This window comes from Nocardioides sp. (assembly GCF_035547795.1).
In the GTDB taxonomy this organism is placed as follows: Bacteria; Actinomycetota; Actinomycetes; order Propionibacteriales; family Nocardioidaceae; genus Nocardioides.
In genome coordinates this window covers 16,127-30,251 of the sequence record NZ_DASZUF010000179.1, presented here as the reverse complement: position 1 = coordinate 30,251, position 14,125 = coordinate 16,127, and the positions used below count along the sequence as shown (strand labels likewise).

Below are 14,125 nucleotides of genomic sequence, written 5' to 3'. Positions count from 1 at the left end.
GCACTAGGCAAAGGATCAAGAGGTAGATGATCACACCAGTGACCGACGTGATTCCGCTCGCGAGCAACTTCCTCGTGCCCAACGGCACGTTCATCGTGGAGTTGATCGCGTTCGTGATCATCGTGTTCCTCCTGTTCAAGTACATCGTCCCGCCGATCGACCGGGCGATGACCGCGCGGCAGGACGCGATCCGTCAGCAGTTCGCCGACCTGGACAAGGCGAAGGAGGAGGCGAACTCGGCCAAGGACGAGTTCGAGGCCCAGATCGCCGACGCCCGCAAGGAGGCTGCTCGCATCCGCGAGGACGCCCGTGAGCAGGGCGCTGCGATCATCGCCGAGATGCGCGAGCAGGCTCAGACGGAGGCCAACCGGATCGTCGAGCACGGCAAGACCCAGATCGAGGCCGAGCGGCAGCAGGCGGTCGCCTCGCTGCGGGCCGAGGTCGGCGCGCTGGCCACCGGTCTGGCCGGCCGCATCGTGGGCGAGAGCCTGGAGGACGACGCCCGGCAGAGCCGGGTCGTGGAGCGCTTCCTCGCCGAGCTCGAGACCGGTGACCCGGTCGCTGCCGTCCAGGCCACGCCCGCCCAGCAGCCGCAGGCGGCGGCCGTGGCGGAGGCGCCCGTGCGCGAGTTCCCGGGCGCGGTCAAGGCACCGGCGGACGGCTCCCAGCCGGACGGCTACATCGTGAAGGGCAACGCCGAGTCGATGCTCTACCACGCTCCCGGCGGCCGCTGGTACGACACGACCCAGGCCGAGTACTGGTTCAGGTCGGAGGAGGACGCGATCGCCGCGGGCTTCACCAAGGCCGGGACCCGGAAGAAGAGCGCCGAGTGATGGATCTGCGTGGTGCGTCGGCCGAGTCCGTCGCCGCCCTCACCGACCAGCTGAAGGCCTCGGTCTCCGGCTCGGTGGCGGCGGCGGCGACGGCGGCCGACTCCCTGTACTCGGTCGCACGGACTCTGCGGACCGAGCCGGCGCTGCGCCGCTTCGCCACCGACGGGTCGATCCCGGCGGAGGCCAAGACCGGTCTGGTCGGCGAGGTCTTCGGGGCCAAGCTCGACGAGGCCGCCCTGGAGATCGTCAAGGCGGCCGTGAGTCGCCGCTGGACACACGCCGGCGACCTCGCCGACGGCGTGGAGCGGCTCGCGGAGGTCGCCGCTGTCCTCTCCGCGGGCACCGAGGGCGGCAAGCTGTCCGACGAGCTCTTCGCTCTCGGTCGCGTCGTGGGGGACAACCCCGAGCTGCGCGACGCGCTCGCCGACCCGGCCCGCAGCACCGAGGACAAGTCCGCGCTGCTCGACCGCCTGCTCGGTGGCAAGGCGCTGCCGGCCACCCTGACGCTGGCCAAGCAGGCGCTCGGCGGTACCTACGGCACCATCACCGGTGCACTCGCGTCGTACCGCCGTCTCGCGGCAGACGTGCACGGTGAGAGCGTCGCGACGGTCCGGGTGGCGCGTCCGCTCAGCGATGAGCAGGCCCGCCGCCTCGACGCCGCCCTGGCCCAGCAGTACGGCCGACCGGTGCACGCCAACGTCGTCGTCGACCCGGCCGTCATCGGCGGCATCCGGGTGGAGATCGGCGACGACATCATCGACGGCACCATCGTCACCCGCCTCGACGAGGCCGGCCGCCGGCTCGCGGGCTGAACCCACCAACGTTGAAGGAACGAGAGAGAAGGCATCTGAGATGACGGAGCTGACCATCCGTCCGGAGGAGATCCGCGACGCGCTGGCGAAGTACGTCGCCGACTACCAGCCGGAGGCCGCCAAGACCGAGGAGGTCGGCACGGTCGCCCAGACCGCCGACGGCATCGCGCGGGTCTCCGGTCTGCCCTCGGCCATGGCCAACGAGCTGCTGCAGTTCGAGGACGGCACGCTGGGCATCGCCCTGAACCTCGACACCCGCGAGATCGGCGTCGTCATCCTCGGTGACTTCGACAAGATCGAGGAGGGCCAGTCGGTCCGCCGTACCGGCGAGATCCTCTCGGTCCCGGTCGGCGACGGCTACCTGGGCCGCGTCGTGGACCCGCTCGGCAACCCGATCGACGGCCTGGGCGACATCGCCACCACCGGCCGCCGCGCGCTCGAGCTGCAGGCCCCCACCGTCATGCAGCGCAAGTCCGTGCACGAGCCGCTCGCCACCGGTATCAAGGCCATCGACGCGATGACCCCGATCGGTCGCGGCCAGCGCCAGCTCATCATCGGTGACCGCGCCACCGGCAAGACCACGATCGCGATCGACACGATCATCAACCAGCGGCAGAACTGGGAGTCGGGCGACCCGGCCAAGCAGGTTCGCTGCATCTACGTCGCCATCGGCCAGAAGGGCTCCACCATCGCCTCCGTGCGCGGTGCCCTGGAGGAGGCCGGCGCGCTGGAGTACACCACCATCGTCGCCGCCCCGGCGTCGGACAGCGCGGGCTTCAAGTACCTGGCGCCCTACACCGGCTCGGCCATCGGCCAGCACTGGATGTACGACGGCAAGCACGTCCTGATCGTCTTCGACGACCTGACCAAGCAGGCCGAGGCCTACCGCGCCGTGTCGCTGCTGCTGCGCCGCCCGCCGGGCCGTGAGGCCTACCCGGGTGACGTGTTCTACCTGCACAGCCGCCTGCTCGAGCGCTGCGCGAAGCTGTCGGACGACATGGGCGCCGGCTCGATGACCGGGCTGCCGATCATCGAGACCAAGGCCAACGACGTCTCGGCGTTCATCCCGACCAACGTCATCTCCATCACCGACGGCCAGATCTTCTTGCAGTCGGACCTGTTCGCGGCCAACCAGCGCCCGGCCATCGACGTCGGCGTCTCGGTCTCCCGCGTGGGTGGTGCGGCCATGACCAAGGCGCTCAAGGCGGTCACCGGCTCGCTCAAGGTCGACCTGGCGCAGTACCGCGCGATGGAGGCGTTCGCGATGTTCGCCTCCGACCTGGACGCGGCCTCGCGTCAGCAGCTCGACCGCGGCTCGCGCCTGATGGCGCTGCTCAAGCAGCCGGCGTACTCCCCGTACCCGGTCGAGGAGATGACCGTCTCCCTGTGGGTCGGCACCACCGGCCGCCTGGACAAGATCCCGACCACCGACGTGCTCAAGTTCGAGCGGGAGTTCCTGGACTACCTGCGCACCTCGCACGCCGGCATCCTGTCGACGATCCGCGAGTCGCTGAAGTTCGAGGACGACACCGAGGCAGCGCTGACCGAGGCGTACGACGCCTTCCTCGGCGAGTTCCAGACTTCGGAGGGCGCGTTCATCAAGGCGGGTCACGAGGAGCACGCTCCGCTGGAGGACGGCGACGTCACGCAGGAGCAGATCGTCAAGCAGAAGCGGGGCTGACGGATGGCCGTATCGCTGCGTGAGTACCGCGCGCGGATCAAGTCGACGGAGTCGATGAAGAAGATCACGCGCGCCATGGAGCTCATCGCTGCGTCCCGCATCATCAAGGCGCAGCAGCGGGCCAACTCGGCCGCGCCGTACGCGCGTGAGCTCACCCGTGCGGTCAGCGCCGTGGCGACGTACTCCAACGTCGACCACGCGCTGACCACCGAGCCGGAGTCCCCCGACCGCGCCGCGGTCCTGGTCGTGACGAGCGACCGTGGCCTGGCCGGGGCCTACTCCTCGAGCGTGCTGCGCGAGGCCGAGAGCCTGGTGGAGAAGCTGCGGGGCGAGGGCAAGACGGTCGACCTGTACATCTCCGGCCGCAAGGGCGATGCGTACTACAAGTTCCGCGGTCGTCCGGTGGTCCAGGCCTGGACCGGTCACAGTGACCAGCCGACCTACGACGTGGCCAAGGAGATCGGCGCCACGCTGATCGAGGCCTTCCTCGCCGGTCAGGGCGAGGGCGCCGAGGGCGTGCACGAGGTCCACCTGGTCTACACCCAGTTCAGGTCGATGCTGGTGCAGGAGCCGCACGCGGTGCGCCTGCTCCCACTGGAGGTCGTCGAGGGCACCGAGGCGCCCGAGCCCGGCGACGTCCTGCCGCTGTACGAGTTCGAGCCCTCGCCGGAGGCGGTCCTGGACGGCCTGCTTCCGCAGTACGTCGAGAGTCGGGTCTTCTTCGCGCTTCTGCAGGCGGCCGCCTCCGAGCTGGCCGCGCGTCAGAAGGCGATGAAGTCGGCGACCGACAACGCCGACGAGCTCATCAAGAAGTTCACCCGGATCGCCAACCAGGCTCGCCAGGCCGGTATCACCCAGGAAATCAGCGAGATCGTCGGTGGCGTGAACGCCCTCGCCGACGCCACCGCCGCGAACGACTGATCACCCGAGAAGAGTGAGAAAGAAATGACTGCAACCATCGACGAACAGCGTCAGACTTCCGGGGCCGGTACCGGTCGCATCGCCCGGGTCATCGGCCCGGTCGTCGACATCGAGTTCCCCGTGGACGCGATGCCGGAGATCTACAACAAGCTCGAGGTCGAGGTCGAGCTCGGCGGCGAGAAGACGGTTCTGCCGCTCGAGGTCGCCCAGCACATCGGCGACGGCGTCGTTCGCGCCATCTCGCTGAAGCCGACCGACGGCGTGGTCCGTGGCGCCCTGGTGACCGACACCGGCGGCCCGATCACGGTCCCGGTCGGCGACGTCACCCTCGGTCACGTGTTCAACGCGACCGGTGACGTGCTCAACCTCGAGGAGGGCGAGAAGCTCGAGATCAACGAGCGCTGGGGCATCCACCGCAAGGCGCCCGCCTTCGACCAGCTCGAGTCGAAGACCACCATGTTCGAGACCGGCATCAAGGTCATCGACCTGCTGACGCCGTACGTGACCGGCGGCAAGATCGGCCTCTTCGGCGGTGCGGGCGTGGGTAAGACCGTGCTCATCCAGGAGATGATCGCGCGGGTGGCCCGCAACCACGGCGGTGTGTCGGTGTTCGCCGGCGTCGGCGAGCGCACCCGTGAGGGCAACGACCTGATCGTCGAGATGCAGGAGGCCGGCGTCTTCGGCCAGACCGCGCTGGTCTTCGGTCAGATGGACGAGCCGCCGGGCACGCGTCTGCGCGTCGCGCTGTCCGCGCTGACGATGGCGGAGTACTTCCGCGACGTGCAGAACCAGGACGTGCTGCTGTTCATCGACAACATCTTCCGGTTCACCCAGGCCGGTTCGGAGGTCTCGACGCTGCTCGGCCGGATGCCGTCCGCGGTGGGCTACCAGCCCAACCTCGCCGACGAGATGGGCACGCTCCAGGAGCGGATCACCTCCACGCGCGGTCACTCCATCACCTCGATGCAGGCGATCTACGTGCCCGCCGACGACTACACCGACCCGGCCCCGGCGACGACGTTCGCACACCTGGACGCCACCACCGAGCTGTCGCGTGAGATCGCCTCGCTCGGCATCTACCCGGCGGTGGACCCGCTGACCTCGACCTCGCGGATTCTCGACCCGCAGTACATCGGTCAGGCGCACTACGACTGCGCGATCCGGATCAAGCAGATCCTGCAGCGCAACAAGGAGCTGCAGGACATCATCGCGATCCTGGGCGTCGACGAGCTGTCCGAGGAGGACAAGATCATCGTCTCCCGCGCGCGTCGTATCCAGCGCTTTCTGTCGCAGAACACGTACGTCGCCAAGCAGTTCACCGGCATCGAGGGCTCCACGGTCTCCATCTCCGAGACCATCGAGGCCTTCAACAAGATCGCCGACGGCGAGTACGACCACGTGGCGGAGCAGGCCTTCTTCATGTGCGGCGGTCTGGACGACGTCGAGCGCAAGTGGGCCGAGATCCAGAAGAGCCTCTGAGCCATGGCCGATCAGTTGCACGTGGAGCTGGTCGCCGCCGACCGGACCGTCTGGTCCGGCGAGGCGACCCAGGTGAGCGCCCGCACCGTCGAGGGTGACCTCGGCGTCCTGCGCGGTCACACACCGCTGCTCTCGCTGCTGAGCCCGAGCCTGGTGGAGATCACTCCGGCCGGCGGCGGCGCCAAGGTGTACGGCGCCGTCGACGGCGGGTTCATCTCGGTGGCGAACGACCGGGTGTCGATCCTGTCCGAGCACGTCGCGCTCGGAGAGGAGATCGACGCCGCACAGGCCCGGCTCGACCTCGAGTCGGCCCAGGCCGAGGCCGGCGCGAGCGCCGACTACGATCCCGCCGTACGGCTGGCCCAGGCGCGGCTCGACGCCGCGGTGAAGGCCTCCTGAGGCGGGCAGAGGTCGGTCCTGGATGGCGTGGTGGGAGTGGCTGCTCGATGTGGCTGGCCTCGCCCTGCTCGTCGTCCTGCTCTACGGCGCCTGTCTGATGGTGCGCCGCCGGGTGATCTCCCGGCACGGCGGAACCTTCGAGTTGAGTCACCGCGTCCGGGCCACCAGGCCCGGGCGCGGTTGGCTCCTCGGGGTGGGCCGCTACTCCGGATCCACGCTCGAGTGGTTCCGGGTCTTCTCGCTCTCGCCGCTGCCGAAGCGGATCTGGGAGCGGACCGAGCTGGTCTATGAGTCCAGCCGGTCGCCCGAGGGGCCCGAGACGCTGGCCCTCTATCCCGACCACGTGGTGGTCGTCTGCCGCGACACCCGTGGCCGCGCCGTCGAGCTGGCCATGTCGGCCGCCTCGCTGATCGGCTTCCAGGCGTGGCTCGAGTCGCGCCATCCCGGAACGGACTGGTCACGCTGAGCATCCCACTCACGCAGAGCAAGGTCGCGGTGTACGCCGCCTTCGCGCTCAACGGGCTGCTGTTCGCCTCCTGGGTCTCCCGGCTACCCGACGTGCGCTCCGCGCTCGAGCTGTCCAACGGTCAGCTCGGGCTGCTGCTCTTCGCCGCCTCCGTCGGCTCGATCGGGGCGCTGCCGTTCTCCGGCCGGCTGGTCGAGCGCTTCGGCGCCGCGGCGGTGGTGCGCGGCGGCGCGGTCAGCGTGGTCGCCGGTCTGGTGGTCGCGGCCCTCGGCGCGACCACGATCGGCTGGGCGCCGCTGTGCGGGCTCGGACTGCTCCTGGAGGGCGGTGGCATGAGCGTGTGGGACGTCGCCATGAACGTCGAGGGCGCCGAGGTCGAGCGCCGGCTGGGCCGCACGATCATGCCGCGCTTCCACGCCTCGTGGAGCATCGGCTCCATCGCGGGCAGCGCGATCGGCATCCCGATGGCAGCGCTGGGCGTCCCGGTGCTGGTGCACATGGTCGTGGCGTGCGTGCCGGCGTACCTCGGCGTGCTCTGGGCCGGCCGACGGTTCCTGCCGGTGGCGACCCACGCCGACCCGACGCCCGCGGGAGAGCGGCGGGCCTCGGCCTGGGCCGAACCGCGCACGCTGCTGATCGGCGTGATGGTGCTGGCCTACGCCGCGGTGGAGGGCTCGGCCAACGACTGGCTCAGCCTGGGCATCGTCGACGGCTACCACCAGCCGCACTGGGTCGGCGTCTCCGGCTTCGCGCTCTTCGTCGTCTGCATGACGCTGGGTCGGCTGGTCGGCCCGCTGGCGCTGGACCGGTTCGGCCGGGCCCCGGTGCTGTGGACCTGCGCCGCCGCCGCGCTCGCGGGCATCCTGACCACCGTGTACGGCGGCCACCTCGCCGTCGCCGGCGCCGGCATCCTGGTCTGGGGCTTGGGGGCCTCGTTGGGCTTCCCGGTCGGGATGAGCGCCGCCGCCGACGAGCCGCGCCGGGCCGCCGCTCGGGTCGGGGTCGTCTCGACGATCGGGTACGGCGCGTTCCTGATCGGCCCACCGCTGCTGGGCACGGTCGGCGACCACGTCGGCACGCTGCGGGCGCTGCTGGTGATCGCGGCGCTGATGGTTCCGGCCGCGTTGAGCGTCTTCGCGGCCCGGCCGCCGGCGCCGCAGCGCGGCTGAGTGCGGCCTCGCGCGGGCCCGGCTACCGTGGCGGTGGCGGGCGATCGACCGGCGATCCGAGGGGGACGAGACGCGATGCTCGACGTACTGGGCCTGCACGAGCACGAGGAGCTGGTCTATCGACAGCTCGTCGGGCTCCCGGCAGGCACTGCTGCCGGTCTGGCCGGAGCCACCGGCCTCGATCGACGTGAGGTGACGGGGATCTTGGCCACGCTGGAGGGCAAGGGCCTGGTCGCGCGGGCCAGTTCCGATCGGGACCGCTACGTCGCCTCGCCGCCGGCGGTCGCACTCGGCGCCCTGCTGGTGCAGCGCCAGGAGGAGTTGCACCGCGCCCAGGTGGAGATGGCCGAGCTGGTCAGCGTCTACCGAGGCGCCGGCTCGCAGCGTGACGTGGCCGACGTGGTGGACGTGGTGCACGGCGTGGAGGCGATCAGCCAGCGCTTCGCGCAGCTGCAGCGCGCGGCCCGTCAGCAGGTGCAGACGCTGGTGCGCGCCGACGTTGCGGTGGTCTCCGCCGAGGCCAACGAAGACGTCGAGAGGGCGGCGCTGGCGCGCGGCGTGCGCTACCAGGTGGTGCTGGAACGCAGTGCGTTCGAGCGGCCCGGGTTCTACGCCGCCGCGGAGGAGGCGCTGGCCGGCGGGGTCGAGCTGCGAGTGGCGAGCGCCGTACCCCTGCGGCTGCTCGCCGTCGACCGCGAGCTCGCGCTGATCCCGCTCGCCTCGGCCGACGCCGGCGAGCCGGTGCGCGACGCGCTGCTGGTCCACCAGAGCGGGCTGCTCGACGGCCTGCTCGCGCTCTTCGACTCGGTCTGGCAGGGTGCGCCGGAGCTGGTCGTGAGCGGTGGCGGGATCGCCGAGGTCGACGCGGACGCCCTCGACCCGGTCGACCGCAAGCTGCTCTCGCTGCTCCTCGCCGGGCTCACCGACCAGTCGATCGGCCTGCAGCTCGGCCTGTCGCTGCGCACCGTGCAGCGCCGGGTGCGCCAGATGATGGACCGCGCCGGGGTGGAGACCCGGCTGCAGTTGGGTCACCAGGCGGCGCGGCGCGGCTGGGCCTAGCGCAACGTCATGCGCTCGGCGCTGGGCAAGCGACCGGAGCGGATGACCTCAGCGCTGCAGCGCTTCGCGCTGCTGCTCCCTCGCTCGGCACGACAGCACGAGCGAGCTCGCCGTCGGCCTCACTCGGTCGCGACGCCGCCCGGCACCCACAGCACGTCGCCGCGCTCGCGGTTGGCGTGCCGGGCCAGGATGAACAGCAGGTCCGAGAGCCGGTTGAGGTACTTGATGGCCAGGTCGTTCATGGTCTCGCCGTGCACCTCGTACGCTGCCCACGCGGCCCGCTCGGCCCGCCGCACGACCGTCCGCGCGACGTGCAGCTGGGCCGCGGCCGGGGTGCCGCCGCTGAGGATGAAGCTGCGCAGCTTGCTCAGGTCGTCGTTGTACCGGTCGCACAGCTGCTCGAGCCGGTCGACGTACTCCTGCTTGACGCGCAGCGGCGGGAACTCCGGGTTCTCGGCGTCGGTCGCTTCGCTCCCCGCCTGCTTCGCAACGACGACCGGCGTGGCGAAGTCGGCGCCGACGTCGAAGAGGTCGTTCTGGATGCGGGTCAGCACCGCCACGACGTCGTCGTCCAGCCCGCCGCCGGCGATCGCGACGCCGATGGTCGCGTTGGCCTCGTCGACGTCCGCGTACGCCGCCAGCCGCAGGTCGGTCTTCGTCGTCTCGCTCATGTCGCCGAGCCGGGTGTGCCCGGCATCGCCGGTGCGGGTGTAGATGCGCGTCAGGTTGACCATGGTCGGAGCCTAGATGGAGCAGACTGGGCTCACCATGACCTCGACCACCCTGCGCGCCCGGGCAGGCACGACGCTGCCGTCGTGGCGGCCCGCGGCCGTGACGATGCTCGCCGTCCTCGGCAGCTGGTTGACCGCTTGGCGGATCGAGGTCGCGGCCGGACTGCATCTGGACGTCGTCGTGCTCGCGGTCGTGCTCACCCTGACGCTGGGCCGGGTGGTCTCGCGGGAGCGGCCCCGGGCGGCCGCGCCGTACCTGTTGCGGATGGTCGCGCTGCCCGTGATCGCGCTCGCCGCCACGGCGGTCGGCTGGCTGCTGGCCCACCACCAGGTCCTCGGCGGCGCGGTCTTCGTGGCCGTGCTCTCCGGCGCCATCTGGATCAGGCGGTACGGCGCCACGTGGAGCCGGATCGGCACCATCGCCAGCCTGCCGTTCATCGCGCTGCTGGTGGTGCCGGTCCCGGTGTCGGCCGCCACGGCCCGGACGCTGTGGCCGGCGCTGTTCGCGCTGGTCGCGTTCGCATGGGCGCTGGCGGCCCATGTGCTGGCCTGGGTGACGGGCTTCCTGGAGCCACCGCTCGTGGCACCGACGCCTACCGACCCGGCCCGCGCGCGGCCGGGTCGACCGGGTCGGTTGTCGGCGAGCACCCGGATGGCGGCCCAGCTCGCCGTCGGACTGGCGACGGCCTACGCGGTTGGGCGGTGGCTGTTCCCCGAGCACTGGCCATGGCTGGTGCTGAGCTGCTACGTCGTGTGCAGCGGCAACCGCGGCCGCGGCGACGTCCTGCACAAGGGCGTGCTGCGGCTCGGCGGTGCACTGGTCGGCACCGCGGTGGCGACGCTGGTGGCCGACCTGTTCCCGGCCGGTGACCGCTGGGCGATCGTGCTGCTGTTCGCGGTCATGGGGGTCGCGCTGTGGGCCCGGCAGGTCAGCTATGCCTACTGGGCCGGTGCCGCCACCGCGATGCTGGCGCTGCTGCACGGCTACTTCGGGATCGGCGGCGTCGGCCAGCTGGGCGACCGGCTCCTCGGGGTGGCCCTGGGCGCACTGGTCGGGGTGGCCGCGTCCTGGCTGGTGCTCCCGGTGCGCAGCCGGGACGCCTTCCGACGCCGCTGGGCCGACGGGCTCGCCGCGGTGAGCGAGCTGCTCGGGGCGCTGCGCACCGGCGAGGGCGTCGAAGCGGCCGGCCACGGGCTGCGCTTCGCGGTGGCCCAGCTCGAGCTGCTCGAGCCGGCCTACCTGCTCCATCGCCGGACGCTGCACCGCGGGCCGGCCGCGCATCCGGCGGACCTCGTCGCGCTGCTGCGGGCGCTGGGCCGTGCGCTGGGTGAGGTGGCGGAGCTGCCCGGCGACGTACTCCTGGCGCATCGCCGGGTGCTCGGCTCCTGGGCCCGCCAGGTCGGGGCGGTACGACGCCGGATGCGCGGCGACCTGCCCGTCGAGCCCGCCGCCGATCCGGACGTGCCCACGAACTCCCGGGCGGCCACCGGGCTGGACGTGCTCGACCGCGCCGACGAGCTGCTCGCGGAGCTGGACGCCGCCTTCACCCGCGACGTCTGGCGGCGGCTCGGCGGCGGCTGAGGCGACATCTGTTGCGAAAGTGGCGAGTGTGGTGCAACCCATCGGGCTCTCGTCGCGTCATAGTGAGTGGTGTCCCTCGTCACTTTGGGGTACCGAGGGATCGGCTCACTTCTCGGGAGACGGGAGCAACGCACGTGGAGATCTACACCGACGGACCCACGCTGGTGCTCAGCGGCGACTTCGACGTTCGCAGCACGTGGGAGGTGCGCAGCGCGATCTATGAGCACCTCGACGGTCACGACCAGGACGTCGTGCTCGACCTGAGTCAGGTCACGACCATCGACATGACGGCGCTGCGGGTGCTCGCCGTCGCCACCCGCTATGCCACCGGGCGCGGGCAGCATCTGATGCTGCGCGGCTGCTGCCCCGCCGTACGCCGGATGCTGCACCTGTCCCGGCTGATCCGCGTGCTCGAGGTGGAGCGGTCCGCCGCCACGGCGTGAGTCGGCGCCGAGTGGGATATTCCACACGGGAGACGGGTTACCAGCGGGTAAACGAGGGCCTAGTCTCCGTCCCATGAGCGAGCCCACCAGCAGCGAGCAGAGCCGTCCGGCCAAGGACCGCCCCTGGGTCATGCGTACCTACGCCGGCCACTCCACGGCCGAGGCGTCGAACGCGCTCTACCGGACCAACCTCGCCAAGGGCCAGACCGGGCTGAGCGTCGCCTTCGACCTGCCCACCCAGACCGGCTACGACCCCGACAGCCCGCTCGCCAAGGGCGAGGTCGGCAAGGTCGGCGTGCCGGTGCCGCACCTGGGGGAGATGCGCAAGCTGTTCGAGGGCATCCCGCTCACCGAGATGAACACCTCGATGACGATCAATGCGACCGCGATGTGGCTGCTGGCGATGTACCAGGTCGTGGCCGAGGAGCAGAACCCCGACCTGTCGCCGGAGGAGGTCGCCGCCAAGCTCGCCGGCACCACCCAGAACGACATCATCAAGGAGTACCTCTCGCGGGGCACCTATGTCTTCGGTCCGGAGCACTCGCTGCGGCTGATCAGCGACATGATCGCCTACACGGTCCACCAGATCCCGAAGTGGAACCCGATCAACATCTGCAGCTATCACCTGCAGGAGGCCGGCGCCACGCCGGTGCAGGAGATCGCCTACGCGATGTGCACCGCGATCGCCGTGCTCGACCAGGTGAAGAACTCCGGTCAGGTCTCCGACGGCGACTTCGAGAAGGTCGTCGGCCGGATCTCGTTCTTCGTCAACGCCGGGGTCCGTTTCATCGAGGAGATGTGCAAGATGCGCGCCTTCGTCGAGCTGTGGGACCAGATCACCCGTGAGCGCTACGGCGTCACCGACGAGAAGATGCGCCGCTTCCGCTACGGCGTCCAGGTGAACAGCCTCGGTCTGACCGAGGCACAGCCGGAGAACAACGTCCAGCGGATCGTGCTGGAGATGCTGGCCGTCACGCTGTCGAAGAAGGCCCGCGCTCGCGCCGTCCAGCTGCCGGCCTGGAACGAGGCGTTGGGTCTGCCGCGGCCGTGGGACCAGCAGTGGTCGCTACGCCTGCAGCAGGTGCTCGCCTACGAGTCCGACCTGCTGGAGTACGACGACCTCTTCGACGGCTCGCCCGTCGTCGAGGCCAAGGTCCGCGAGCTGGTCGAGGGCGCCAAGGCCGAGATCGACCGGGTCCAGGCGATGGGCGGCGCGATCGCCGCCGTCGACTCGGGCTACATGAAGTCCGAGTTGGTCTCCTCGCACGCTCGCCGTCGGGCCGCGATCGAGGAGGGCTCGGAGATCATCGTCGGCGTCAACAAGTTCGACACCACCGAGCCCTCCCCGCTGACCGCTGACCTCGACGCCGCGATCCAGACCGCCGACCCGAAGGCCGAGGCGGCCGCGCTGGAGTCGCTGCGTGCCTGGAAAGCGCAGCGCGACCAGGCCGAGGTGGACGAGGCGCTGGCCGCGCTGGCCGCGGCCGCCAAGGGCAGCGAGAACCTGATGCCCTATACCCTCGCCGCCGCGCGCGCCGGCGCGACCACGGGGGAGTGGGCCGCCACCCTGCGCGAGGTGTTCGGCGAGTTCCGCGCCCCGACCGGCGTCTCCGGCGCGGTCGGTGTGGCGGAGGCGGGCGCCGAGCTGACCGCCGTACGCGAGCGGGTGGCGAGGACCGGCGAGGAGCTGGGTGGCCGGCTGCGCGTGCTCATCGGCAAGCCCGGCCTCGACGGCCACTCCAACGGTGCCGAGCAGATCGCGGTGCGCGCTCGCGACGCCGGCTTCGAGGTGATCTACCAGGGCATCCGGCTCACGCCCGAGCAGATCGTCGCCGCGGCCGTGGCCGAGGACGTCCACCTCGTCGGGCTCTCCATCCTTTCCGGCTCGCACATGGAGCTGGTGCCCGACGTGCTGGACAAGCTCACGGAGGCCGGTCTCGGCGATGTGCCGGTGGTCGTCGGCGGGATCATCCCGGACTCCGACGGCAGGGCGCTCAAGGAGCTGGGTGTCGCGGCCGTGTACACCCCCAAGGACTTCGGCCTGACCGAGATCATGGGTGGCTTCGTCGACGTCATCCGGAAGGCCAACGGACTCGATTGAGTCGCCGTGGCGATGTGAGACATCCTCACGAGGCCTCGGGCAACCGCAGGATCTCGACCAGGGCGCCATCGGCATGCTGGCTCCTGGGTGTCCGAGAGGGTGAGCCCAGCCTAGGTAGGCCGACGAGGCGGTGTCAGTCGGAGGTGAGATGGCTGTGGAAACGCGTTCGCGGTCGCTCGGCGACTGCTGCGCGAGGCCGTCGCAAAGTAAAGTTAGCCTGGCCTAACTTCGTGCTAGGCTGCCGCCGTGGCCAAGCCCCGGAAGCTGCCGAAGACGGAGTGCTGCGAGTCGAAGAAGCGGTGCGACCGCTGTCCGCTGCGCATGCTCAAGGAGGGCACCTTGCCCGTCGGCTACACCGTCAAGAGGCGCAAGCTCGTCCGCGTCGATGGCCGTAAGGTGACCAAGAAGCAGCTGCGCAAGGCAGCCTGAGCCCTCACGTCCGCAGCACC

Annotated in this window: 14 protein-coding genes; 13 read left to right on the top strand and 1 reads right to left on the bottom strand. The window is 70.7% G+C overall.

What is annotated here, in order from left to right; genetic code table 11:
- Positions 1 to 26 precede the first annotated feature (26 nt).
- The 9 genes from VHA72_RS12935 to VHA72_RS12895 all read left to right on the top strand — a co-directional run bounded on the left by VHA72_RS12935 (position 27) and on the right by VHA72_RS12895 (position 8,819).
- A complete protein-coding gene (locus tag VHA72_RS12935) occupies positions 27 to 833 on the top strand; it encodes a F0F1 ATP synthase subunit B (RefSeq protein ID WP_325575850.1) in 807 nt (268 codons plus the stop codon).
- Positions 833 to 1,645 carry a F0F1 ATP synthase subunit delta gene (locus tag VHA72_RS12930; protein WP_325575848.1) on the top strand — a complete coding sequence of 271 codons (813 nt, stop codon included), beginning with the start codon at positions 833 to 835 and terminating at the stop codon, positions 1,643 to 1,645. The genes VHA72_RS12935 and VHA72_RS12930 overlap by 1 nt, the downstream gene beginning before the upstream one ends.
- Before the next feature lie 40 nt (positions 1,646 to 1,685).
- Entirely contained in the window at positions 1,686 to 3,326 is a 1,641-nt protein-coding gene (atpA, locus tag VHA72_RS12925) for a F0F1 ATP synthase subunit alpha (RefSeq protein ID WP_325575846.1), read from the top strand.
- Between the two features lie 3 nt (positions 3,327 to 3,329).
- A complete protein-coding gene (locus VHA72_RS12920) occupies positions 3,330 to 4,247 on the top strand; it encodes a F0F1 ATP synthase subunit gamma (RefSeq protein ID WP_325575844.1) in 918 nt (305 codons plus the stop codon).
- A gap of 24 nt (positions 4,248 to 4,271) precedes the next feature.
- Entirely contained in the window at positions 4,272 to 5,726 is a 1,455-nt protein-coding gene (atpD, locus tag VHA72_RS12915; protein ID WP_325575842.1) for a F0F1 ATP synthase subunit beta, read from the top strand.
- A 3-nt stretch (positions 5,727 to 5,729) separates the two neighbouring features.
- Complete coding sequence (locus tag VHA72_RS12910) at positions 5,730 to 6,125, top strand: F0F1 ATP synthase subunit epsilon (RefSeq protein WP_325575840.1); 396 nt, start codon at positions 5,730 to 5,732, stop codon at positions 6,123 to 6,125.
- 22 nt (positions 6,126 to 6,147) lie between these two features.
- The gene (locus VHA72_RS12905) at positions 6,148 to 6,591 is read left to right on the top strand and encodes a DUF2550 domain-containing protein (protein ID WP_325575838.1); all 444 of its coding nucleotides are present in this window, start codon (positions 6,148 to 6,150) and stop codon (positions 6,589 to 6,591) included.
- A complete protein-coding gene (locus tag VHA72_RS12900; protein WP_325575836.1) occupies positions 6,549 to 7,760 on the top strand; it encodes an MFS transporter in 1,212 nt (403 codons plus the stop codon). The genes VHA72_RS12905 and VHA72_RS12900 overlap by 43 nt, the downstream gene beginning before the upstream one ends.
- A gap of 75 nt (positions 7,761 to 7,835) precedes the next feature.
- The gene (locus tag VHA72_RS12895; RefSeq protein ID WP_325575834.1) at positions 7,836 to 8,819 is read left to right on the top strand and encodes a helix-turn-helix domain-containing protein; all 984 of its coding nucleotides are present in this window, start codon (positions 7,836 to 7,838) and stop codon (positions 8,817 to 8,819) included.
- Between the two features lie 119 nt (positions 8,820 to 8,938).
- Here the strand turns inward: VHA72_RS12895 and VHA72_RS12890 are convergent, their stop codons facing one another.
- Positions 8,939 to 9,553, bottom strand: coding sequence for a cob(I)yrinic acid a,c-diamide adenosyltransferase (locus VHA72_RS12890; protein WP_325575832.1), 615 nt, complete (start codon positions 9,551 to 9,553; stop codon positions 8,939 to 8,941).
- A gap of 34 nt (positions 9,554 to 9,587) precedes the next feature.
- On the opposite strand from VHA72_RS12890, the gene VHA72_RS12885 reads away from it, so the two are divergent.
- The 4 genes from VHA72_RS12885 to VHA72_RS12870 all read left to right on the top strand — a co-directional run bounded on the left by VHA72_RS12885 (position 9,588) and on the right by VHA72_RS12870 (position 14,105).
- On the top strand, positions 9,588 to 11,132 hold the full coding sequence (locus VHA72_RS12885) for an FUSC family protein (protein WP_325575830.1): 1,545 nt from the start codon (positions 9,588 to 9,590) through the stop codon (positions 11,130 to 11,132).
- A 134-nt stretch (positions 11,133 to 11,266) separates the two neighbouring features.
- Positions 11,267 to 11,575 carry an STAS domain-containing protein gene (locus VHA72_RS12880; RefSeq protein ID WP_325575829.1) on the top strand — a complete coding sequence of 103 codons (309 nt, stop codon included), beginning with the start codon at positions 11,267 to 11,269 and terminating at the stop codon, positions 11,573 to 11,575.
- 73 nt (positions 11,576 to 11,648) lie between these two features.
- The gene (locus tag VHA72_RS12875) at positions 11,649 to 13,676 is read left to right on the top strand and encodes an ethylmalonyl-CoA mutase (protein ID WP_325575827.1); all 2,028 of its coding nucleotides are present in this window, start codon (positions 11,649 to 11,651) and stop codon (positions 13,674 to 13,676) included.
- A 246-nt stretch (positions 13,677 to 13,922) separates the two neighbouring features.
- Positions 13,923 to 14,105, top strand: a complete 183-nt coding sequence (locus VHA72_RS12870) for a hypothetical protein (RefSeq protein ID WP_325575825.1) — start codon at positions 13,923 to 13,925, stop codon at positions 14,103 to 14,105.
- Positions 14,106 to 14,125: the final 20 nt, after the last annotated feature.

Excerpts from the sequence above, each read along its gene's own strand:
- VHA72_RS12935 (WP_325575850.1), top strand. The coding sequence starts at position 27 with ATGATCACACCAGTGACCGACGTGATTCCGCTCGCGAGCAACTTCCTC.
- VHA72_RS12930 (WP_325575848.1), top strand. The coding sequence starts at position 833 with ATGGATCTGCGTGGTGCGTCGGCCGAGTCCGTCGCCGCCCTCACCGAC.
- atpA (WP_325575846.1), top strand. The coding sequence starts at position 1,686 with ATGACGGAGCTGACCATCCGTCCGGAGGAGATCCGCGACGCGCTGGCG.
- VHA72_RS12920 (WP_325575844.1), top strand. The coding sequence starts at position 3,330 with ATGGCCGTATCGCTGCGTGAGTACCGCGCGCGGATCAAGTCGACGGAG.
- atpD (WP_325575842.1), top strand. The coding sequence starts at position 4,272 with ATGACTGCAACCATCGACGAACAGCGTCAGACTTCCGGGGCCGGTACC.
- VHA72_RS12910 (WP_325575840.1), top strand. The coding sequence starts at position 5,730 with ATGGCCGATCAGTTGCACGTGGAGCTGGTCGCCGCCGACCGGACCGTC.
- VHA72_RS12905 (WP_325575838.1), top strand. The coding sequence starts at position 6,148 with ATGGCGTGGTGGGAGTGGCTGCTCGATGTGGCTGGCCTCGCCCTGCTC.
- VHA72_RS12895 (WP_325575834.1), top strand. The coding sequence starts at position 7,836 with ATGCTCGACGTACTGGGCCTGCACGAGCACGAGGAGCTGGTCTATCGA.
- VHA72_RS12890 (WP_325575832.1), bottom strand. The coding sequence starts at position 9,553 with ATGGTCAACCTGACGCGCATCTACACCCGCACCGGCGATGCCGGGCAC.
- VHA72_RS12885 (WP_325575830.1), top strand. The coding sequence starts at position 9,588 with ATGACCTCGACCACCCTGCGCGCCCGGGCAGGCACGACGCTGCCGTCG.
- VHA72_RS12875 (WP_325575827.1), top strand. The coding sequence starts at position 11,649 with ATGAGCGAGCCCACCAGCAGCGAGCAGAGCCGTCCGGCCAAGGACCGC.